Origin of the sequence: Nonomuraea sp. 10N515B (assembly GCF_052245915.1) — a bacterium.
Taxonomy (GTDB): domain Bacteria; phylum Actinomycetota; class Actinomycetes; order Streptosporangiales; family Streptosporangiaceae; genus Nonomuraea.
Window position 1 is genome coordinate 223,828 of sequence record NZ_JBQQBQ010000008.1, and the last position, 21,797, is coordinate 245,624.

Consider the following 21,797-nt stretch of genomic DNA (forward strand, 5'->3'; position numbering starts at 1 on the left):
CCGTCAACTTGTCCACGCATCCGCAGAGCTGAGCGCCGAGCCGGCTTGTCCCCTGGAGTCAGGCGACGGTGATGTCCCAGGCGTCCTGGCGCACCTCCAGGTGCGGGGACTCGCGTAGATCACGGAGGATCTCCCGCCATGGGGCGGCCCAGTCGGTGCGCTCCCCGCCGACGCGGGTGAGTTCGCAGGCGAACAGGGCCCCCGCCAGATCGCCGCGGTCCGTCAGGCGCCGGGCGGCGGGCAGCCCCGCGGCGGGCGGCATCGGCGGCCGCCTGCCGTAGTTCCCGAGCAGCTTCGAGATCGCCTGGTCGGCCGTACGGGCCGCGAGGACCGGCCGGTCCCGGAGCAGGTCCGCCAGCGCGCACAGGGCATCGGCGAACCCCGCAGGCTCGCCGGCGCCGTCCGTCTCGTCTGTGGGGAGCAGGGCCACGGCGAGCCGGGCCGCTTGGGGGTGCAGGAGCGGTTGCGCGGCGAGCAGGTCCATCGCGTCACGGGCGAGCCGCCGTTGCCACGGCTCCGCCGTGTCCTGCATCGCGGCCAGGGCCGAGGCGATGGTGGCCACGCGCTCCCGCGCCGGCGTTTCCAGGCCGTCGCCGGGTACGGCGGCGGCCAGCCGGGTGAGGACGTCGAGCGTCTCAGACCGGATCGTCCCGGTCCGCAGCAAGGCCAGGAACACCTTCATGACCTGCTCGTTCGCCCCTGGGTCTGCCGCCGCGTCGATGATCTCCCCGAGGTCGCCCCGGTACCAGGGCGCCCACACGCCGAACGCCTTCGACCCGCGGAAGCGTACGCCGGGGAGGTCGGCGGCCATGAGCAGCCGCCGTACCAGGTCCGCGTAGGCGGGGCGGACGTCAGGGGCGTACGTCATCGGGTGGGCCTGGAAGAGCGTGCGCAGCATCGGCTCGCCGGCGTGCCGGTCGGCGGCGTCCGCGAGCGCGTTCAGGGTGCGCGGGTCCTCGGGCATCCCGAGCAGCACCGAGGCCACGGCGACGCGTACGTCCGGGTGCAGCCCGGAGTCCGCCCACGTCCGCAGCAGCACGTCCACCGCGCCCGGAGGGCGGTTGCGGCCCACCTGGCGGGCGGCCAGCTTGCGCAGCGTCACCTTGCTGCCGGGCGCGGTCAGCGCCTGCTCCAGGAGCGGGCCGAGCCGGGACGGGGCGATGGCCCGGCAGCAGCGGGCCAGCGCGGCCACCGCGACGCGGGAGGCCTGGCCGCCGGCGTGGCGCAGAAGCACGGGCGCCGCCCGGTCCGGCACGCCCGCGCTCGCCAGGGCCGTGATGGCGGCTTCGGCGAGCACCGTCTCCTCCCGGTCCGCCCATGTGGCGAGCAGGGCGAGGCTTCCGCCGATCCGGCCGGTCGCCTGGATGGCGGCCACCCTGGCGGCGACGGGCAGCCGCTCGTCGTCCACGACGGCGGCGAGCCCGGTGCGTATCCGGTCGCGCTGCTCGGGTGTCCACCGGCCGGCGTCGCCGCCGCCGACCGCCGGCACCCACGTGGGATCGGCGAACCGGCCGCGACCGGTCGGCGGCACCGACGAGGAGTCGGCGAACCGGCCGCCGTGGTTCCCGTTCAGCAGCGGGAGGAGGAGGTCGGTGCGGTGCCGGGCCACCGTGCGCCAGACGGCGGGCAGCGTCACGGCCGACGGGTCCTCGCGTACGAGCTCGACCGCCCGCTCCAGCCGGAGGGTCGCAGGGTTCGGCGGCGGCTGCGCAGCGGCCGTGTCGGCTCCCGTCGGCCGGGACGCCCGGGCGGCGGGTCGCCTGCGGCGGCCGTGCGGGCGGGTCAGCCACAGGTCGGCGGCCTCGTGGGCCGCCGGCTCCGGAGCCGTGCGGATGGCGGCGCGCAAGTCGTCCTGGAGTTCGGCCAGCGCCCATGAGCGGCGGCCGAGCGCGTGGGCAAGGGCCACGGCCAGCGTGAAGTCCTCCCGCTCGCGCGCGGCGCGCAGGTGCGGGCGCAGCACTGCCAGCAGGTCGTGCTCCTGGCCCGCACGCAACACGCGGTCCAGACCGTGTGGCTCCGTAGGCGCGTCGGCGTAGTCGCGACGACGACGGCGGACGGGGGAGGCCTGGAGCGTCTGTGCGGGCAGGCCGCCCGCGCCGTGGCGGGCCACCAGCTTTCCGTACGCGCCCAGCGCCCATGTGGTCAGTGCGGGTGCGGTGGCCGGGTCGTGGTGCCGCAGGATCCGACCGGCCAGGCGGCGAAGCGCTTCCTGCGTGGCGGGCGAGGAGTCCGGGGCCTCGACCGCGTCGGTCGCGATGCGTTCGAGCGTCTCCGCACAGGAGTCGTCGAGCACCCCCGGCGGTACGTCCGCCAGGGCAGTCAGCAGGTCCCTGCGGAGCGGATCCTGTTCGTTGACGGTACGCAGGGCCAGGTCGGCCAGGAGCATGTGGAGCGCCGCCCGGTTCCGGGTCCGGGCCGTGCGCTGCACCAGCAGGGTCCTGGCCAGCCCGCGCCGCCGCGGGTCCCCGCCCACGGCCGCCTCGCGCAGCGGGCCGACCGCCTCCTCGTACGGCAGGTAGGAGGTGAGCTTCAGCGGGATGTCCGGATCGTCCAGGTGGGAACGGGCCGAGTGCCACACCGAGTCGTGCCAGGCGAGCATGCGTCCGGCCGCGCCCGCCGCCGTCTCGGCAGGCAGCCACCTGAGCAGCCGCATCCCCCACAGCCCGGTCGAGCCACCTCTACGCTCGGCGGCCGCCTCGAAGATCGCGCTCCGCCGGGCGGGTGGCAGCGACCGCAACACCGGGCCGAGCCGGTGCTCGGCCGAGGCGAGGCGCAGGATCTCCGCTTCCGAACCCGACCGCAGGTGGCGGAGCAGCGCCTTGGGCGGCTCCGCCCAGCCGATCGATGAGCCGTCGACCAGCACTTTGATGGCACGTGCGGGGTCCGCCCTGAACAGTGCGTTCAGCACCGCTCCCGGCAGCCGGAAGGCGAGGTGACGCAGGTCGTGTCGTTCCAGCAGGGCCAGCATGAGCGCCGGCTCGGCGAGCGCGGCGCGCGCCACACCCGCGCCGCGGCGACGCCACCAGGCCCACGCCGGAACTCCCGTGGACACATCCTGCTCGGCCACCGCCATGACCGCGCCCGCGTGCCGTTTGGCCAGCGCCGTCCAGGACGTCACCGCATGGGCGAGCCTGGGCAGCCATTGCGTGACGGTCCCGGTGCCGCAGGCAGGCAGCAGCGCGGCGGCCTCGCGGTCCCCCCAGCGAGCGTGGACGTCCGGCAGCAGGGACTCGGCCAGTGCGGTCCGGCGGGACTGCGCCAGCGTGCGGTACAACGCCAGCCGCAGCTCAGTGGGCGTGTCCTGAAGCACGGCGGCCACCGCGGGATCAGGCACGGGGAGGGTGCGCACCGCGCGCAGGGCCGCGCGTCGCAGCCCCATGTCCGGCCCGGCGAGGATCTCCTGGATGAAACCGAGGTCGCGGGCCGCCATGGCCACGTGCAGGGCCATGCGCCGCGCGTACTGGTCCTGGGAGAGCAGCTCCCGCAGGAGAACGCGCAGGTGGGAGGTGCCGGCCAGGCGGCGGGCGTGGAGTGCCAGCGCGCGCATGCGGCGTGGGTGTGGCAGGGGTTCGAGACGCGCCAGCAACGTGGCGGCGGGGAGATTGATGTCGTGGGCCGGCTCCTCGGCCGGCTCCATGGGCCTCAACGGCCTGGGCGGAGACCGCCCTTTCCACTAGTCATGCCGACGATGGTGGCCGATCACGCCCTCGCCGCGCAAGTACGCGTGGGCTCCCGCCCACGTAGCGGTGCCGCGGCGGTTGCGGGCGGTGCCTGCCCACATGCCGGATATGTTCAGCCGTGAGCAAATCGCGATTGCCGATAAATGCCGCGGGATGATGTGGTGGAATGCCTGTGCTAGACTACCTGTCGTTGCAGTTGTTGTACCCATAACATGCTTTGTGCGCGCCTGGCAGAGTGATTGCAAGGCGCGTTTTTGTTTCCCGGTCATCTCCGGATGGGCTCATCGCGGCGACACGGCAATTCGCACGGTGCGAATTGCGTCCCTGCACACATCTCGAGGAGATCGACATGGCTTCCGGAACCGTCAAGTGGTTCAACTCTGAAAAGGGCTTCGGCTTCATCGCGCAGGACGGCGGCGGCGCCGACGTCTTCGCCCACTACTCCAACATCGTCGCCAATGGCGGCTACCGTGAGCTGCACGAGGGCCAGAAGGTGTCCTTCGACATCGTCCAGGGCCAGAAGGGCCCGCAGGCGGAGAACATCGTCCCCGCCTGACCTCGCACGTTCGTAAGTCTGGGCCCGCACCCGCACTGGGTGCGGGCCCAGACCGCGTTCACCCCCAAGATCCCGCATTCCCGTGTGTGGTCCAGGGAGCCGAGCCGGGGCGGCGTATGGTGGATTACCTGGGATATTCCGCATGTCGGCAGCCGCGTCGGCGTCTTCCCAGACCAGCCGGTCGATCGCGCCGGAGACAGGCGGCACATCAGATGCCGAACCACCACTCACCCGTCATGCCCATCGCCCTCCAACCGGCCCGGGTGTTCCTCGAGCCCACGCTGACCAGGGACGGAACACTCGACGGCGCCTGGTGGCCCCACTCCACCGATCTCCACCGCGAGCTGCCCGCCCTCGTTCGCATCCTGGAGGACCGGCTCGGTCCCATCCTGCGGGTCAGGCTCGACACGGCGGCATGGGACGAGGTCCCCGCCCACCTGCTCATCGACGGTCATTTCCTGCGTGTCAGCGGCCTCTCGGCAACCTCCAACACGATCAGGGTGATCCGCGGCAGCCAGGATGGCTTCCTGCTCCTGGTGATCCCGCCGGACACCACGGGGCCCGTTGCGGCCGCCGCCATGAGAACCGCCGCACGCACCGGCAACACGATGTCCGCGACCGAGATCCTCACGTGCTGCCACTCGCGCGCCCCCGCATCAAGGCCGGGGACGAGGATTCGCCGCTACCGTGACGCGGACAGGGAGTCCGTGCTGGCGCTCATCGACGCCGACCGCCTGCCCGGACAGCCGCCGTGCACGCCGGACCTGCTCGATGAGGCCGTGGCCGGAACGTCCCGCCGTGATCCCGATCCCTGGGCCGACATCAGACACCCCAGCATCGACGTGCTGGTGGATCCGGACGGTCACGCTGCGGGCGTTGTGTCGTACGCGGTACATCGCGATCGCAGCGCCGGGCAGATCCTGTGGTTGCACGGACGTGAGATCCTGGACGTCGTCGAAGCGCTCGTCTCCCACGCCCTTCGCGGACTGGGCGGCGGCAAGCCTGTGCACGCCTTCACCGCCGCGCTGGGCCTTGGCCTGGCCGCCCTGCCGACGGGCCGCCGGCCCGTCACGCGTAAGGTGCTCGAACACGCGGGGTTCGTCGCCCGGAACTCCTGGCGCTACCTACGCCGCACGACACCCTGTGACCTTCGTGGCACGGCCTGCCCGTTGGTCGAGGTCGTCGCGAGCGCGGCCCCATCCGGCTGGTTGCTGAAGGCCCGAGACGACGATTCCTCCGCCGAACTCGTCGCGCAGGAGCCGATCGACGGCCTCGGCGTCCTGTGGTGGTTCAGCGCGGCCGATGACCACGGCGATCCGACCCTCGAACGGGCGCTGCTGCTCCAGGCCGATGCCCTCCTGCGCGAGCACGGAGCATCGGAGGCGATCCTGTACGCCGTCGGCGACCCGGAATCGTCCGCGGCGTTGTTCGACGCCGCCGGCTTCGCCGAGATCGACCACCTGGTCTCCTTCACCCGGCCGAACAACGCCTCCGCCGACTGACCACACCTGTACTCCGTGGGGCACCCGCCGCAGAGATCCGTCCCCACGGCAGCCGCGGCACGTACGCGAAAGGATTTGATCATCGTTTCCGACTCCTTTCCCCCGTCCGAGCACTGGGCACGACGCGTACGTCGCCGCGTGACGGAGACGGCGAAGCTGGGCGCCCGTGAGCAGTCCCACGCCGAGGTCGTCCGATGGACCTGCCCACACGGCCTGCATGCCGGCCAGGGTTGTGTCGCCTGCTACCGCGCCTCGACCGAGGCCGACCCGGCGTTGCCGCTGTGGGAGGTCGCGGTGTGGTTCACCTCGACGCGGCCGATGCCGATCAGGGCGCTGAAAGACGTGCGCCGCCACGGCTGTAGCTTCTCGCTCGACCAGCCGTCCACTCCCCTGGTCTATCTCCTCAGCGGGCAGGCACGGGCCGCCACCGGGACGGAGGCGGTTGCTGGGCTGGTCGGGTTCCTCATCGAGAACCGGCACATCGCCAACACGTTCACGGTGACGGAGGTCCGCGCCGTCCACTCCTGACGAGCGACCGCGCCTTGCGGGCTCAAGGGGAGCCGAAGGTGGCAAATAGACGGAGATACGAGTTTTACTGTCTTTGTTACGGCTTTAGGACGGTTTTAGTTGCAGCGCAGGCTGCACGTGTGGCCGTTTATTCCGGCAAACATAAAATGATCGTAACCTCCGAAAGAAGGCCGCCAATGAGTGTGACACAGTTCCCGCTCACCCTGCGGGTCACCGTGAGTGGAGCGACTCCAGACGAGATCAGAGAGAACGCCCGGGCTGAGGCTCACGCCTTCTTCGGCCCTGACGCTGAACTGAACGTCATCAGTGCCGAGGCCGAAGCGGAGGGGGAGCGTCACGACCGCTACCGCGCGACCGTCGCCTTCCGCCGGGTTGGCTGATCCCTGGACCGTTCCGGCGTCTAACGCGTCTCGTGTGATGAATGTCCCCTTGGTGGGCGGATGTCTACGTTTGGGTGTCTAGGTGGCGAACACTGCGTGTCAGGCCTTTTGTCGGTCTGGTCGGCTGGTCCAAGATCGGCTGCGAGCGGCGACGAGCCGCTCGAGCCGGAAGGGAAAAGATGAAGAAACTGATCCAGACGGCCGTTGTGGGCATCGGTGTGGCGGCGGCGAGCATGGTTCTCGCGCAGCCGGCCTCGGCGGCCTCGTTCTCGTGGAACGTCGGCGACGGCGTCGTCTCCTACGACGACGGTGCGGACAGGATCTGCGCCGACGCGTACACCGGCGAGGGCTCTCGCTGGGTGGAGGTGGCGCTGGTCCCGGTCAACGGGGGCGGCCCCTCGTACACCTGGAGGGACTACAGCACCTCCGGGGACCCCACGTGCCGGAGCCTGGCCACCGCGTACGAGGACACCTACTACCGCGCCACGGTCAAGACCTACTGGGGCGAGCGGGGCACCACTGTGAACCGCGGCTCCAAGTACTTCTACAGCTGATCGAGCCAGGCGACGGCGCGGCAACGCGCCGTCGCCCCCGGCTGCCTCTATCGCACGGGTACGGCGAGCTCACGGCCGCGGTAGAAGCCTTCTCGCTCCTCGACGACGTAAGGGGCCATGGCCTCGCGTCGACGCGCCTCGCCCTCGGAGGTTCGCCAGGAGTCGCAGGCCTCCTTCGAGTCCCAGAATGAGACCCCGGTGATCTCCTGCCCGTCCTCGGACCAGTAGGCGTAGGCGTGGCGCAGGCCCTCCGGATAGGGCTCCGGGCGCCAGGCCCGTTCGAACTCCTCCAGCGCGCCCGGCCTGATGCGGCGTGTCGTCACCCAGACGTAGTGTTCCCTCATCACAGCCTCCTCTGGAACACAGGTTCGGCTTGATGACCCTCCCTCACCTCCACCATAGACCGTGGACCAGGACCGCCGGCAGGGCGCCCATCAGCCCCGGCCATCCGATGTATGGCCCGCGCTGATCGGCGGCATTTCTCACCTGCGTTTCATGCTCGGTCAAGGGGGCTCCCATGCGGGCTCTCGATCATCGATGTCATGAGCGTCATGACCGTCACTCCCCACGCCCCGGCCGCCGCATCGGGCCCGGCCCCCGCCGCGCTCTCCCGCCGGCTGCCGTCCTACGCGGTCGTCGGGGCTTCGTGCACGGTGGCCTATCTGGTGCTGTTCTGGGCGCTCTCCGCGATCCTGCCGTCGATGGCCGCCAACACCCTTGCCATGCTCACCACGGCGATCGCCAACACCGCCGCCAACCGGAGGTTCACGTTCGGGGTGACCGGAAGGGCGGGAGCGGTGCGCGATCATCTGGGCGGGCTCATCGCCTTCCTCATCGGCTTGGCGATCTCCACGCTGGGCCTGGCCGTCCTGCCATCGGGCGCGTCGGCGACGGCGGAACTGATCGCGGTGATCCTGGCCAATGGGCTGGCGTCGGCGATCCGGTTCGCCCTGCTGCAGGGATGGGTGTTCAACCCGAGGCTGCGTTCGACGACGCACTGACGAGGTCTCGTTCCCCTTCGGACTGCCGGCCGCGGGTGGCCCCTGACCAGGGGTCACCCGCTTTTGCGTGCCCAGTCGACGCCTTTGTCAAATGAGCAGTCCATCGGCGGGGCGACCGACGAATAGGAGGCGACAGTTCATCTCGGCAGGGGGCACGATGTTGCAGAACGAGAGCACCACACGAGGACGACGGGAGCGCCCGGTGCCGCCCGGCCCGCTCCAGGAATTCGCTCAGGGGCTACGCGACCTCCGGGCGGCGGCGGGCAATCCGAGTTATCGGGCGATGGAGCGTAAGGCCGGCTACTCGGCCTCGGCACTGTCCGCGGCGGCGGCGGGGGACAGGCTGCCGAGCCTGGCGGTCACGCAGGCGTACGTGGGCGCATGCGGCGGCGATCAGGACGAGTGGACCCGGATCTGGCACACGCTGAGAGGGGACCTGGACAGGCCCTCCGACGGCGGCCTCGGGCTGACGCGTGCCGCGAACGCTCACCACCGGCGGGCGCGTCCAGGGGGCCGCGCGATCAGGCTGTCGGCGATCGTGGCCACGCTCGGGCTGATCGGGCTGGGCACGATTGGAGCGTTCCAAACTCCTCCACCAGTGCAGCGGAAACCGTCGCCGTCGCCGATGTCACAGAACAGAGCGGCGGAGCCTCCCGCGCCACCAGCCCAGCCGCACCAGCAGACCCGGCCGGCCTTCACGGCGGTCGCCGGGCCCGGCTGCCCGCGTGACACCAGCCGCAGTGTGCTCGTCAGCGGCGTGCCGGGCCGGGACGGCTGGAAGGACGCCAGCGTGCCCGGTTGGAGGGGCGCGGGTTGCGGGGACGGTTTCCTGTTCTCGGAGCTGACGTACGACCCGCGGGCCGCCGCGCATCCGCAGAACAGTTTCCAGTGGAGGTTCACCACGGGGTTGCGCGGCCGGCAGCAGTGCTTCGTGGCGGTATACGTCCCTAAGTCCTCCTTCGCCGACCAGTCGGTCCGCTACACCGTCAGCGACGGCTTCGACAGGGACGCGCGGACGGTTGCGGAGTTCACCCTCGACCAGCGCATGCGGCAGGGCACGTGGGTGCCGGCGCCGGTCCCGGTCGTCGTCGCCACCGGTCTGGTCATGGTGAAGATCACCGACGACGGCAAAGGGAACACGACTGGCGACCAGTCGATGGCGGCCGGCCCCGTCCGGCTCGCCTGTCCGTAACGGCGCCGGCGGCTCCTGAGCGTGCCTGCCGCATGCATGGACGCCGACACGACCCGGCGAAATCGCCGATGGGTCAGTCCGCAACCCGTATGGCCCCGAATCAGGGGCAACGCTCGATCGCTAGGGGACACGATGACAAGCAAGAACACAACGGTCGACAAAAGCGCGGCCGGTGGGCGGCACAAGCGACCGACGCCGCCCGATCCGCTCCAGGAATTCGCCCAGGGGTTGCGCGACCTCCGGGCGAGGGCGGGCAATCCGAGTTACCGCAGGATGAAGCGTAAGACGGGGTATTCGGCCTCGGAACTCTCCGAGGTGGCCGCGGGTGAGAAGTTGCCGAGCCTGGCCCTCACGCAGGCGTACGTGGCCGCGTGCGGTGGCGATCAGGCCGAGTGGACCAAGATCTGGCACACCCTCAGAGGAGAGCTGGACAAGTCCCACGACACCGTGGCGTACCGGCGAGTCTCGCCCGCCTACCCACCGCAGCAGGCCCGTCCGCGACGCAGCTCCGTCAAGACCTGGGTGATCGTCGGGGTGCTGGGGCAGGTGGCGGTGGTCTCGGCGTTCGCGGTCATCCATTTTCGCCAGAGCCAGACGCCCGCATCCCTGTCCGCCGTACAGACCCAGGGCCCCACGCCCAGGGCCGACGGTGCACTCCCGGCAAGACCTCAAGCGGAGCCGACCACGTCCCGAGCCGGGCAGCCGCGTCCCCAGCGCACCCGGCTCGGTCCGGAGCCGCAACCGCAGCGCACCCAGGGTGGTTCGACCCAGGTCCGACCGGCCTTCTCGGCGGTTGCGGGGCCGGGCTGCCCGCGTGACACCAGCCGGAGCGTCCGGATCAATGGGGTGCCGGGCCGGGACGGCTGGAAGGACGCCAGCGCACCTGGCTGGACGGGCGCGGGTTGCGGGGACAGTTTCCTGTTCTCGGAGCTGACGTACGACCCGCTGGCCGCCACGCATCCGCAGAACAGTTTCCAGTGGAGGTTCACCACGGGGTTGCGCGGTCAGCGCCAATGTTTGGTGGGGGTGTACGTCCCTAAGTCCGGGTTCGCCGGGCAGCGGGTCTGGTACACCGTCAGCGACGGCTTCGACGAGGACGCGCGGACGGTTGCGGAGTTCACTCTCGACCAGCGCATGCGGCAGGGCACGTGGGTGCCGGCGCCGGTCCCGGTGGTCGTCACCACCGGCCTGGTCATGGTGAAGATCACCGACAACGGCAAGGGGAACACGACCGGAGACCAGTCGATGGTGGCCGGCCCGGTGCGGCTCGCCTGCTTGTGACGGCGTGGCCGAGCGCGCGTGGGAAAGGATCAGTACCGCGCGTGACGTGACGGGGCCGCCGGGCGGCGACCACCGTTTTCGGCTGAACAAGGAGGACGCGGCATGTCACCCAAGGAGATCAGGCCGCCCGGGCACGCGTCGAGCGGGGCGGGTCCAGTGGTGTCCGAGCGGGTGGCGGTGCGCCTTCTCGTGGTTCTCGCCGCGGCGGCGGGTTGCCTGGACGCGGTGTGCGTGATGCGGCTCGGAGGCCCGTTCGCCAGCGTCATCACCGGCAATCTCGTGCAACTCGGGCGTGGCGTCGCGACGCTGGACGGTGCGCTGGCGGCGGGCGCCGCCACAGCCGTCGCCGCTTACGCTCTCGGCGTCGCGGCCGCCAGCACCGGGCTCGGCCGCGGCAGGCTCGGCCGCGGCAGGCTCGGCCGCGGTGGGCTCGGCCGCGGTGGGGCGGGCCGCGGCGGGGCCGGTTGGCGCCGGCGGGCCTGTTTGATCGCCGTGGCCGAGCTGGCGCTGCTGGTCTGCGTGTGCGCTGGATGGCTGGCCACCGGCGGGCAGCCGAGCGCGACCGTCGCCGTGCTGCTGCTCGCGCCGGCATCCGCGGCGATGGGTGTGCAGAGTGCGCTGACGATCGGATCCGGCGTCCCCGGAGCATCGACCACCTACCTGACCGGCACGCTGACCAGCCTCGTGCACGCCGGGGCCGGAACGCCGCATGGGCGTGCCGCCGGCGGGGCCGGGACGCCGCTCCGCCGTGCCGCCGGCGGCCTGGGCAGGCTGGCGGCGCTGCTCTGCGGCGCCACCGTCGGCGCGCTGCTGCTGCTCGTGGCGCCGTTGTGGGCGCCGGCCCTGTCGGCGGTTCTGGTCGCCGCCGTCGTTGCGATCATCGCGATCTCCACGCGTGGGCGGACGGAAGGCTCGTGAAACCGCCCGCCCGGCGTGAAGCAGCGTCAACCTCGCGGAAAGCGCAGGACCGGCCGGGTCAGTCACGCGGGATGACCAGGGCGGGCCGGAGGGCGAGGAGCACACCCAGCGTGGCGTAGCCGAGGAGCAGGTGTCCGCCGCCCACCCAGCGCGCGCTGTCCTCGCCGACCAGGATGAACAGCGGGACCGTCACCACGCCCCAGCTCTCCGCGATCAGCGGCCACCACCGCAGCGGTCCCCTCCACCGTCCGGCCACCGCCAGCTTCACACCGATGATCATCATGCCCAGCATCGACAGCGGCCAGAACAGGTCGAGGATGGCCAGCGCCACATGGTCCTGCGCGGGGTCCGGGAGAACGCCGTGCAGCAGCGACCACAGACTGGCCAGCCCGAGCAGGACGAGCTCGACCTTGAGCATGATCCTGGAGACCCGCGACACGCCCGTCGCCAGGGTGCAGATCTGCACGGTGAGCAGGGCGAACACGCCGAGCTGGAAGGCCAGCCCGGTCAGGTCGCCGACGCGCTCTTCGAACCCGTCGTTGACGGTTCCGAAGAGGAAGACGCTGGTGGCCCAGGCCACGGCGCCCGCGGTGAGCGTGAGCCCGAGCCGGCGCACGGCCTCGGGAGTGATGCGGCGGGTGGCGGGTGGCAGGCCGTGGGTGGGGACATCGGTCCTGGCCCTGGCCGGGGTGGTGCTGATGTGGGCGTCCATGATGGTTCCTTTCTCTGTCGTGCCACCCAGAGTCCGCGCCGGGAGACCCGGGCAGGCAGAGCCCGGCGTCCTTTCCTGATCGGGACCCCTGTCCCGGGACAAAAGGACTGAAGTCAGGATGTAATTCGTGGCATGACAGGTAAGGGGCGAGGCATGCTGCCGGTCGTGCTGGCCGCCGCCGGGCTGGCCATCGCGGTGGCGACGGTGGTGCTGGACGTCCAGGCGCGTGGCGTGCCGATCCCGGAGGCGGCGGAGCTTGACCTCGGGTGGCCGTCGGCGCTGTGGGGGCTGGCGATGCTGCTGCCCGGCGTGCTGTTGCTGCGTCTGCTGCCGCGCCACGCCGTGGCCTGGGTGCTGACCGGATTCGGGCTGCTGTGGATGCTGGACTCCCTGGCCTCGAGCTGGGCTGCCTACGCCATCTACGTGGCGCCGGGTACGCCGGGCGCGTCGGCGGCGTACTGGTTCTATGCGAGTTTCGGCTCGACGTTGCTGCTCGGGCTGCCGGTACTGATCTTGCTGTTCCCGGACGGGCGGTTGCCGGAGGGCCGGGTCTGGCGCGCGTTGTCGGTGACGAGCCTGGCGTTGACCGGGCTGCTGCCTGTCCTGCTGATCACCGTGCCGTTCACGATGATCGCGCGCTATCACGGCACGCAACTGCCGCCGGAGATCGCCCGGCTGGATCTCGATCCGCTGGCGATCCCGCTGCCGTACGCGTTCTGGGAGCCCGCGCTCAGCGTGGCGTACGTGTCGATCCTGGTGAGCCTGGTGGTGCCGTTCGCGGCGACGGTGCGCCGCTACCGGGTGGCCGATCCCGAGCGGCGGGCCCAGATCCGGTGGCTCATGTGGGCGGCCCTGGTGGACATGGTCGTCCTGCTGACGCCGCTCACGGTGCCGCCGCAGCTGCCCGCGGTGCTGCTGGGCCTGGCCATCGCGCTGACCTCGGCGGCGGTCGTCGTGGCGGTCACCAAATACCGGCTCTACGACGTCGACAGGCTGATGTCGGCCACCGTGGCCTACGGCGTGCTGGCGGCGCTGGTGGTGCTGGTGGACGTGGCGGTGTTCACGGCGGCGGGCAGTGTGCTCGGCGAACGCGACTCCGCCCTGGCCGCGATCGCGATCGTGGCCGTGCTCTACGCGCCGCTCCGCGGCTGGTTGTGGCGCGGGGCGCGGCGGCTGACCCGCGGTCCCCGGCACGATCCCTACGCCGCGGTCTCGACGCTGGCCGAGCGGCTGGAGCTGGCGACCGACCCGGATGAGCAGCTGCTCGCGGTCGCGACCACGCTGGCCGGGGCGTTCCGGCTGGCGTACGTGCGGGTGGAGATCGAACGCCCGAACGGGGACCGTTCCGTCGTGGAACGCGGGACGCCCCGCGGGCCCTCGGTGTCGCTGCCGGTGGCCTACCGGGACGAGGTCGTGGGGCGGCTGGTGCTGTGCCGTGCCGGCGAACTGAGCGAGCGGGACCAGCGGCTGCTGGGCGACCTCGTACGGCAGGCCGCCGCGGCGGCGCGAGCCACCGAGCTCAGCGCCGACCTGCAGCGCATCCGCGCCCACCTGGTCCTGACCCGCGAGGAGGAACGCCGCAGGCTCCGCCGTGACCTGCACGACGGGCTCGGCCCCAGCCTGGGCGCGATGGCACTGCGGATCGAGGCGGCCAGGAACCTCGCCGCCACCGCGCCCGCCCAGGCCGACCGCTTGCTGGAGCAGACGGCGGCCGACGTCGGCGGCGTGCTGGCCGACATGCGCCGGCTGGTGCACGACCTGCGCCCGCCGGCGCTCGACGAGCTCGGCGTCCTGCGCGCGATCGAGCAGCAGGCCGACCGGGTCCGCTCGGCCGCGCTGGACGTCCGTGTCACCGGCGACGGCGCGCTGGACGCGCTGCCCGCGGCGGTGGAGGTGGCGGCCTACCGTATCGTGTCCGAGGCATTGGCCAACGTGGTCAAGCACGCGGGTGCGGCGCGCTGCGACATCAGCCTGCGCGTGGGCGAGTGCGGGCTGGAGGTGACGGTGCGGGACGACGGCCGCGGCATCGGGCCCGACGTGGCCGCCGGCATCGGCATGTTGTCGCTCCGCGAGCGTGCGGCCGAGCTGGGCGGGCACTGCGAAGTGAGCTGCCCGCCCGGCGGGGGGACGCTGGTCGGCGCGCGGCTGCCGATGGATTGTCTGGCTTGATGGAGGTGGCGAGTGTCTGACGAGACCATCCGCGTGTTGCTGGCCGACGACCACCCGGTCTACCGGGACGGGCTCGCGGTGTTGCTCGGCTCGATACCGGGCATCGAGGTGGCGGGCACGGCCGCGGACGGCGCGGAGGCGGTCGAGCGCGCCGCCGATCTGCAGCCCGACGTGGTGGTGATGGACGTGCGCATGCCCGGGCTCGACGGCATCGAGGCGACCAGGCGGATCGCCGCCGACAGCCCGCACATCGGCGTCGTGGTGCTGACCATGTCGGAGGAGGACGCCACGCTGTTCGCCGCCATGCGCGCCGGCGCCCGTGGTTACCTGCTCAAGGGCGCCGGCCAGGCGGAGATCGTCCGCGCCATCACGGCCGTCGCGCACGGTGAGGCGATCTTCGGGCCGGCCGTCGCGTTGCGGGTGGCCGAATTCTTCCAGGGGGCCGCGGTCACCGAGGATCCGGTGTTCCCGCAGCTCACGCCGCGCGAGCGGGAGATACTCGCGCTGGTGGCGGCCGGCCGGTCCAACACGCAGATCGCCTCGGCGTTGTTCCTGTCGCAGAAGACCGTACGCAACAACGTCTCCAACATCTTCGCCAAGCTGCACGTCGCCGACCGCGCCGAGGCCATCGTCCGAGCCCGCGACGCAGGCCTCGGCCGCCGCTAGGCGGGTGAGCCTTCATCCAGGGGTGTCACCGGCCGACCCGGTCCAGCTGGGCGAACTGCTCGTCGGTCAGCCTGAGATCCAGCGCGGCGAGGTTCTCCTCCAGATGCGACTGAGAGGTCGTTCCTGGAATGGGGACGATGGTCGGCGAGCGGTGCAGCAGCCAGGCCAGCGCCACCTGCGCCGACGTCGCGCCGATCTCCCGCGCCACCGCCGCGATCGGCCCGTCCGGACCCGCGTGCGCGCCCATCGCCACGGGGAAGAACGGAATGAACGCGATGCCGCCGGCCGCGGCGTGGTCGACGACCGGCTCGTGCTGCCGGGTGGCCAGGTTGTACATGTTCTGCACGCTGACGATCGGGACGATCTCGGCCGCCTCGCGGAGCTGCTCCACCGGCACCTCCGACAGGCCGAGGTGCCGCACCTTGCCCTCGTCCCGCAGCTGCTTGAGCGCCCCGATCTGGTCGGCGAGCGGGACGTTCGGATCGATGCGGTGCAACTGGAGCAGGTCGATGCGCTCGACGCGAAGGCGGCGCAGGCTCAGTTCGGCCTGTTGCCGCAGGTAGGCGGGGTGGCCGAGCGGTACCCACTCGGTAGGGGACGGCCGCAGCACGCCGATCTTGGTCGCCACCGCCACGTCGTCGCCGTACGGGTACAGCGCCTCCGCGACCAGCTCCTCACCGCCGCCGAGCGCGTACGCGTCGGCGGTGTCGATGAGGGTGACGCCCAGCTCCACCGCGCGGCGCAGCACCGCGATCGCGGCCGCCCGGTCGGCCGGGGGGCGCCAGATGTGCGCCTCGGCCCCGCGCGGGGAGTCCGGACCGTCCGCGAGCCGCATGGTTCCGTAGCCGATCCTGCGCACCGGAAGATCCCCGCCCAGCAGGATGTTGTCGTAATTGGTGTCGATCAGTTTCTCGCTCATGGCCAAGACCGTAGGATTTGCCGCCGGTGTGAGATTCAAGGGTTTGTGAGGGGCGTCACATGAAGATCGGTGATCTGGCGCGGGAGACCGGGGCCAGCACCCGCATGCTGCGTTACTACGAGGAGCAGGGCCTGCTGCGCTCGGAGCGCAGCGGCGGGGGTCACCGCCGCTACGCCGAGGACACGCCCGCCGCCGTCCGCAACATCCGGGGACTGCTGGCGGCGGGGCTGCCCACGCACCTGATCCGTGAGATCCTTCCCTGCGTCGAGGGGCCGAGCCTGGCCGACCTGCACCCGTGCGTCCGCCGCTACCTGGACGAGCAGCTCAGCGAGATGGACGCCCGGATCTCCACGCTCCAGCAGAGCCGCTCCGCGCTCGCTTCCCTGATCCAGACGACCGCCGCCTGACGACCGCCGTACCCCGACCCCGCCCGGTCCGCGCCACCCGCCACATCCCCTTGAGGTCGGTCCGCGGGCCGCAGCGCGCCGGGCGGAATCGCCTCCTGTCAGGAGGTCGCAGAGGTCTCCCTGGCCGCCGCTCTCTCCTGCGTGGGCCCGTCGACGGCAGGCTGGCGCAGGACGGCGAGCGCCACGGCGAACGCCGCGAGCAACAGCCCGGCGGAGATGCCGAACGCCAGCCGGTACCCTCCGGTCAGCGCGGCGGCCTGGCCGGCTCCGGAGGCCAGCAGCTCACCGGTGCGCGAGGCGGCCATCGTGGACAGCACCGCCACGCCGATGGCCATGCCGACCTGCTGGGTGGTGTTGAACAACCCGGACGCCAGACCCGCGTCGCTCTCCCGCGCGCCGGACATGCCCAGCGTGGCCAGCGCCGGGAGCACGAGCCCGCCGCCTGAGATCAGCAGCATCGCAGGGAGCAGGTGAGTGATGTAGCCGGCGTTCACCGTGATCTGGGTGAGCAGGAGCATGGCCCCGATGAGCAGGACCAGGCCGGCCATCAGGACGGCGCGGGCGCCGAAGCGGGCGCTGAGCCGGGCCGAGACGAACAGCGAGATCGAGCCGATGCCCACGGCGGCAGGAAGCATCGCCAGCCCGGTGTCCAGCGCCCCATACCCCAGGACCCGCTGCATGTAGAGCGCGACGAGAACCTGGAAGGCGAACATCCCCGACAGGGCGAGCATCTGGGCGAGGTTGGCGCCGACCACGTTGCGCGACTGCAGGATCCGCAGCGGCATGAGCGGGGCCTTGGCCGTGGCCTGCCGTGCCACGAACCCGGCGAGCAGGGCCAGCGACACCGCGCCGAGGCCAAGGGTGTGGGCGGCGAGCCAGCCGTACTCCTCGACCTTGACGACGGTGTAGATGCCCAGCATCAGGCCGGAGGTCACCAGTACGGCCCCGAGGACGTCCGCGCCGGCGGCCAGTCCGATCCCGCGGTCGGCGGGCAGCGCCAGCAGCGCGAGCACGACGGTGATCACGCCGATGGGCACGTTGATGAAGAAGATCCACGGCCAGCTCAGGGCGTCGGTGAGCACACCGCCCAGGACCTGGCCGATCGAGGCGCCGGCGGCCCCGGTGAAGCTGAAGATCGCGATGGCCTTGCCCCGTTCGCGCGGGTCGGTGAACAGCGTCACCAGGATGCCCAGGACCACGGCGGAGGCCAGCGCGCTGCCCACGCCCTGCAGGAACCGAGCGGCGATCAGCAGGCCGGGACCGGTGGCCGCGCCCGCCAGGAGGGAGGCGGCGGCAAAGATCATGTTCCCGGTCAGGAACATCATCCGACGCCCGATCAGGTCGCCCAACCTGCCCGCCAGGAGCAGCAAGCCGCCGAAGGGGATCAGGTAGGCGTTGACCATCCAGCTCAGCTCCGCGCCCGAGAAGCCGAGGTCCTCCTGGATGGCGGGCATCGCCACCGTCACGATGCTGCCGTCAAGGATCGTCATCAGTCCCGTCGCGGACAGCACTCCCAGGGCGGTCCAGCGCGAGTTACGCACGTACGACATGGTCTCTCCCGTCTCAAGTCGACATGAGAGACCGTAGCAGATAGTTCCGTAATAGACGATCCTCTTTGGATCTACTTTCCGCGCTCCCGTGCTCTGCGTGTCTGCTGGGCTCCCTCGGCGGGGGCGGCAAGATGCCCGCTGACCAGGCGATTCAGGGCGCGGACCAGGATCTCGCGCTCGTCCTCGGGCAATGCGGTCAGCGCCGCCCGATGCACGCCGTCCACGATCTCCTGGCTGCGCCTGGCGATCGCCGCGCCTGTGTCCGTGACCGCGATGATGCGCGCCCGGCGGTCGGTGCTGGACGGACGGCGCTCGGCGTAGCCGGCCTTCTCCAGTGCGTCGACCGTCACCACCATCGTGGTCTTGTCCATGTCGCCGAGCTCGGCGAGCTGGATCTGGGTGCGCTCCTCCTCCAGTGCGTGGACCAGCACGCAGTGCATGCGCGACGTCAGCCCGATCTCGGCCAGCGCCGCCGACATCTGGGTGCGCAGCACGTGGCTGGTGTGGTCGAGCAGGAAGGACAGGTCTGTTTCTGTACGCGTGGGAGCCATCGCTGTCATGTCATCAGCCTACCCAAGTCGTCCCGGTGCGGATTATCTGCGATGGAACGATGGAGTGACGCCCACGTCAGCCGTTGGCGACGTACTTGTCGAAGAAGGCGAAGGTGCGCTGCCACGCGTCGTCCGCTGCCGGCTGGACGAGGCCGTGCCGCAGCGGGAACAACGCGAGTTTCGCGAGGGGGTGGTGGCCGTCGGTCATGAAGGAATGCCCGGCCGCCGCATAGATCTCGACGTCGTGCTCGAGGCCGAGCGCCCTCATATGCTCCTGCAGCCGCGTGCCGTGCGCCCGGAAGCCTCGGTCCCGCCCGCCGTAGGAGCCCACGACCGGACACACCGTCCGCAGTTCTTCCTGGTCGCGGGGGACCGCGCCGTAGTTCACCGATGCGGCCCGCACACCGGGGGGCGTGCTCGCCGCGTAGGCGAGGGCGAACCCACCGCCCATGCAGAATCCGATCACGCCGAGCCGGCTGCCGTCGACGTCATCGCGGTCGGCCAGCCATTGCCGGGTCGCGTCGATGTCGGCGGTCGGCCGCCCCGGCTTACCGGTCGTGAACTGGTGCATGGCCCGCGCCAGGCATCCGATTCTGGTGCCGTGGCTGTACAAGTCAGGCAGGATTGCCGCATATCCATGCTCGGCGAACCGGTCGACCGCATCCAGCATGTCCGGTTCGATGCCGTAGATCTCATGCACGACCACCGCCCCCGGCCATCCGGCTGCAGGTGCGGTCCCCTCCGGCAACGCCATGGTCGCGTCAAGTGAACTGCCGTCCGGCAGCGGAATGCGCACGTGTTGCCTCATCAGCGTCCTTAGCCCACCCGGTTCGACGAACCGTAACGTAACAGACGCCACCATCAGAGGGCCGCGGCGCCAGGCAGCCCGGCGTTCTGCCGGTGTAACCACAGTGCTCTACGCGTCGTAGAGTAAGTGACGTTGCCTCCAGGAGTCCCGAGGGACCTCAGGGCGCGGTGGAGGCGATCGCTGAGGCGCCTGTCCCGCCGGGCGGCGGAGGTCGCCCCCGAAGCCGTCTGACCCAGCTTCCCGTTCGTACACCGTCGCGATGTACGGCCAGGTGGGCCGGGGCGCGGAGATTCCGGCCCACCTGGGCGGCCTCTAAGGGGCCGGGTAGTCCGCGACGTACACCGGCACACCGACCTTGGTCGTGTCGGCCGCGTCGCCCACGCCGTTGACGACATGGTCGATGATGCCGGCGCTGAGATTGACCGTCATGATGTGGTGCAGCTTGACGCCCGGGGTCTGTGGAACCTCGAAGCCGTTCTCGGTGTGGATCTGCGGGTTGTTCTGGTTGAAGACGTAGACCCCGCCGCCGTAGAGGCGGTGCGTCTTCACGCGGTCGCCGACCTTGTAACCGGCCCAGCCCTCGACGTCGCCGTTCATCCAGTCGGCCTGGGTCGGCGGGTCGTACGGCAGCTCGTTCTGGTAGAGGATCGTCGTGCCGTCGTCGCCGTTCCAGACGGTGTTGTACTGCTGGAAGTGCTCGACGAACAGGCCGGTCGCGGTCACGTGGTCGCCGTTGATGACGGCGCCGTTGCGGCCGAGGTTGGTGTTCCAGCGCTGGGTGTCGGTGAAGCCCTCGACTCCGTGGTCGGCGCGCCACACCCAGGCGTGGTCGATGAGCACGTTGTCGCTGTTGACCTCGAGCGCGACGTCGGTCTTGCCGACGTGCGGCCCGCCGACCCGGAAGTACACGTCGGACAGCGTCGTCGGGTTGTCCGCCGAGCTCCAGCGCGGCCCGTGCTTCTTGCCCACCCTCAGCAGGACAGGCGACTTCTCCAGACCCGCGTCGACGGTCACGCCGGCGACGACGACGCCGGGGACGTCGGCGACGTCGAGCGGGGTCGAGCCGTGGACGGCGGTGAGCGTGGCGTGCCCGAGACCGAGGACGACCGTGTTCGGGCGCTTGATCTCGATGCTCCGCGCGATGTCGTACACGCCGGGCGTCAGCAGCAGGTGCTTGCCGCGCGCGAGCTTGCTGTTGATGACCTGCACCGAGTCCGACGGCTTCGCGACGAAGAAGTCGCTGATCGGCAGCGTACGGCCCGGCGTCATGCCGCCGGCCCACGTGATGCCGCGCGTGTCCTTCCGGGCGGTGGGCACGCGGACCTTGTACTTGCCCTGCGCGTCCACGAAGAGGTAGGGCTTCTCCCGGCTGAGGGGAGTGGCGTCGAGGGTCGTGTACGGCGGGCTCGGGAACGCGGCGTCGTCCGGTGCGCCGACGACGCCGGAGAAGACCTGGTTCCACACGCCGTTCGACCAGCCGGCGACCTCGCTGTCGCGGGTCAGCCACTGCTGTTGCGATCCGTTCGTGACGGACGGCAGCTTGGAGTCGGCGATGAAGCCCCCGCTGGCGTACTGCGGGCCGGCGGTGCAGTAGTCCATCAGCGACAGGTTGCCGCCGCTGATGTTGAGCCGGCGCAGGGACACCGCCTGGGAGACGGCCCAGAAGTTCGCCGTCGCCCGGCAGCCGTCCTGGCCGGCCGCGTTGACGTTGATCGCCAGGTTGGACAGGGTGCGCCAGAAGTTGACGAGCGCGAGGCAGTTGGCGGTTCCGCCGTCCGCCAGGCAGCGGTTGTAGACCTCGACCTTGCCGTTGATGACGACGTCGGTGGGGGAGGCGCCCAGGCCGGCGATCTCGGTGTAGTAGCCGACCTTGATCTGGAGCGGATGCTCCGCGGACCCGTACGTGCCGGGCTTGAAGAGGTAGGCGTGGCGCGTGGCGCCCATCTCGTTGTCGACCTGAGCGGCATGTGCGGCGTCGAGGGTCGCCTGGATGTCGCTGACCGGCATGCTCGGATCGAAGACGGTGACGTTCGGCCCGAGATCGGGAGCGCCGGGGGCCGGCGATGCGGCGGTCGCGGCCGTTCCCGCCGTCATGACGGCGGTGGCCAGCACGAGACCGGCCGTTAACGCCCGGGCGATGTGCCGGCCGGGGCTCCGGCTCGTGCGACTCCCGTTGCCGGGAGGCTGGGTCGTCATACGGGTCATCCTTTCCGCTGCCGCCGGATCAGCGAGAGAGCGCTCTCTCGCGACCGGCGCTCGTATCAAGGTCAGAAAAGGTGTGGAACGTTTCTACCGTGTGAACCGGGCGGATCACAAGTGCACGAACCGCGTCTGCCCGTAGCCGGGGATCCTCTGGCCGTCGCCTCGGCTCTCCAGGGCGCAGGAACCTTACTATGATAGGTTTTTCCGGCAAGAGGATCATA

General features: G+C 71.0%; 20 protein-coding genes. 12 read left to right on the forward strand and 8 right to left on the reverse strand.

The window, feature by feature from the left end:
- Positions 1-58 precede the first annotated feature (58 nt).
- Positions 59-3,637 (reverse strand): hypothetical protein, encoded by a 3,579-nt coding sequence (locus ACTWQA_RS14640; RefSeq protein ID WP_443159762.1) that lies wholly within the window; start codon positions 3,635-3,637, stop codon positions 59-61.
- A 392-nt stretch (positions 3,638-4,029) separates the two neighbouring features.
- Between ACTWQA_RS14640 and ACTWQA_RS14645 the strand changes: the two genes are divergently transcribed.
- From ACTWQA_RS14645 to ACTWQA_RS14665, 5 genes are all read left to right on the forward strand, one after another.
- Entirely contained in the window at positions 4,030-4,236 is a 207-nt protein-coding gene (locus ACTWQA_RS14645) for a cold-shock protein (RefSeq protein ID WP_305923275.1), read from the forward strand.
- A gap of 236 nt (positions 4,237-4,472) precedes the next feature.
- Positions 4,473-5,738: a DUF5994 family protein gene (locus ACTWQA_RS14650; protein WP_443159763.1), complete on the forward strand. Its 1,266-nt coding sequence runs from the start codon at positions 4,473-4,475 to the stop codon at positions 5,736-5,738.
- 138 nt (positions 5,739-5,876) lie between these two features.
- Positions 5,877-6,266, forward strand: coding sequence for a hypothetical protein (locus ACTWQA_RS14655; protein ID WP_443159764.1), 390 nt, complete (start codon positions 5,877-5,879; stop codon positions 6,264-6,266).
- Between the two features lie 176 nt (positions 6,267-6,442).
- Positions 6,443-6,646 (forward strand): hypothetical protein, encoded by a 204-nt coding sequence (locus ACTWQA_RS14660; protein ID WP_443159765.1) that lies wholly within the window; start codon positions 6,443-6,445, stop codon positions 6,644-6,646.
- A gap of 179 nt (positions 6,647-6,825) precedes the next feature.
- Positions 6,826-7,200: a hypothetical protein gene (locus ACTWQA_RS14665; protein ID WP_443159766.1), complete on the forward strand. Its 375-nt coding sequence runs from the start codon at positions 6,826-6,828 to the stop codon at positions 7,198-7,200.
- Positions 7,201-7,247: 47 nt separating this feature from the next.
- On the opposite strand, the gene ACTWQA_RS14670 is transcribed toward ACTWQA_RS14665, so the two are convergent.
- The gene (locus ACTWQA_RS14670) at positions 7,248-7,544 is read right to left on the reverse strand and encodes a hypothetical protein (RefSeq protein WP_443159767.1); all 297 of its coding nucleotides are present in this window, start codon (positions 7,542-7,544) and stop codon (positions 7,248-7,250) included.
- 198 nt (positions 7,545-7,742) lie between these two features.
- Between ACTWQA_RS14670 and ACTWQA_RS14675 the strand changes: the two genes are divergently transcribed.
- From ACTWQA_RS14675 to ACTWQA_RS14690, 4 genes are all read left to right on the forward strand, one after another.
- Positions 7,743-8,201 (forward strand): GtrA family protein, encoded by a 459-nt coding sequence (locus ACTWQA_RS14675; protein ID WP_443159768.1) that lies wholly within the window; start codon positions 7,743-7,745, stop codon positions 8,199-8,201.
- A gap of 157 nt (positions 8,202-8,358) precedes the next feature.
- Complete coding sequence (locus tag ACTWQA_RS14680) at positions 8,359-9,393, forward strand: helix-turn-helix domain-containing protein (RefSeq protein WP_443159769.1); 1,035 nt, start codon at positions 8,359-8,361, stop codon at positions 9,391-9,393.
- 132 nt (positions 9,394-9,525) lie between these two features.
- Entirely contained in the window at positions 9,526-10,674 is a 1,149-nt protein-coding gene (locus ACTWQA_RS14685; protein ID WP_443159770.1) for a helix-turn-helix domain-containing protein, read from the forward strand.
- 102 nt (positions 10,675-10,776) lie between these two features.
- Positions 10,777-11,592 carry a YoaK family protein gene (locus tag ACTWQA_RS14690; protein ID WP_443159771.1) on the forward strand — a complete coding sequence of 272 codons (816 nt, stop codon included), beginning with the start codon at positions 10,777-10,779 and terminating at the stop codon, positions 11,590-11,592.
- 58 nt (positions 11,593-11,650) lie between these two features.
- Here ACTWQA_RS14690 and ACTWQA_RS14695 read toward each other — a convergent pair whose 3' ends face one another.
- Positions 11,651-12,304: a hypothetical protein gene (locus ACTWQA_RS14695; protein ID WP_443159772.1), complete on the reverse strand. Its 654-nt coding sequence runs from the start codon at positions 12,302-12,304 to the stop codon at positions 11,651-11,653.
- 153 nt (positions 12,305-12,457) lie between these two features.
- Between ACTWQA_RS14695 and ACTWQA_RS14700 the strand changes: the two genes are divergently transcribed.
- Together ACTWQA_RS14700 and ACTWQA_RS14705 are read left to right on the forward strand one after the other, a co-directional pair.
- Complete coding sequence (locus ACTWQA_RS14700; RefSeq protein WP_443159773.1) at positions 12,458-14,473, forward strand: histidine kinase; 2,016 nt, start codon at positions 12,458-12,460, stop codon at positions 14,471-14,473.
- Between the two features lie 12 nt (positions 14,474-14,485).
- Complete coding sequence (locus ACTWQA_RS14705; protein WP_443159774.1) at positions 14,486-15,139, forward strand: response regulator; 654 nt, start codon at positions 14,486-14,488, stop codon at positions 15,137-15,139.
- Between the two features lie 25 nt (positions 15,140-15,164).
- Here ACTWQA_RS14705 and ACTWQA_RS14710 read toward each other — a convergent pair whose 3' ends face one another.
- Positions 15,165-16,058, reverse strand: a complete 894-nt coding sequence (locus ACTWQA_RS14710) for an aldo/keto reductase (RefSeq protein ID WP_443159775.1) — start codon at positions 16,056-16,058, stop codon at positions 15,165-15,167.
- A 59-nt stretch (positions 16,059-16,117) separates the two neighbouring features.
- Between ACTWQA_RS14710 and ACTWQA_RS14715 the strand changes: the two genes are divergently transcribed.
- Positions 16,118-16,465 (forward strand): MerR family transcriptional regulator, encoded by a 348-nt coding sequence (locus ACTWQA_RS14715; protein ID WP_305923260.1) that lies wholly within the window; start codon positions 16,118-16,120, stop codon positions 16,463-16,465.
- Between the two features lie 98 nt (positions 16,466-16,563).
- On the opposite strand, the gene ACTWQA_RS14720 is transcribed toward ACTWQA_RS14715, so the two are convergent.
- From ACTWQA_RS14720 to ACTWQA_RS14735, 4 genes are all read right to left on the reverse strand, one after another.
- Positions 16,564-18,015, reverse strand: coding sequence for an MFS transporter (locus tag ACTWQA_RS14720; RefSeq protein WP_443159776.1), 1,452 nt, complete (start codon positions 18,013-18,015; stop codon positions 16,564-16,566).
- A 71-nt stretch (positions 18,016-18,086) separates the two neighbouring features.
- Positions 18,087-18,575 (reverse strand): MarR family winged helix-turn-helix transcriptional regulator, encoded by a 489-nt coding sequence (locus tag ACTWQA_RS14725; RefSeq protein ID WP_443159777.1) that lies wholly within the window; start codon positions 18,573-18,575, stop codon positions 18,087-18,089.
- A 67-nt stretch (positions 18,576-18,642) separates the two neighbouring features.
- On the reverse strand, positions 18,643-19,374 hold the full coding sequence (locus tag ACTWQA_RS14730; protein ID WP_443159778.1) for a dienelactone hydrolase family protein: 732 nt from the start codon (positions 19,372-19,374) through the stop codon (positions 18,643-18,645).
- A 312-nt stretch (positions 19,375-19,686) separates the two neighbouring features.
- Positions 19,687-21,570 carry an adenylyl cyclase gene (locus ACTWQA_RS14735; RefSeq protein ID WP_443159779.1) on the reverse strand — a complete coding sequence of 628 codons (1,884 nt, stop codon included), beginning with the start codon at positions 21,568-21,570 and terminating at the stop codon, positions 19,687-19,689.
- Between the last annotated feature and the right edge of the window lie 227 nt (positions 21,571-21,797).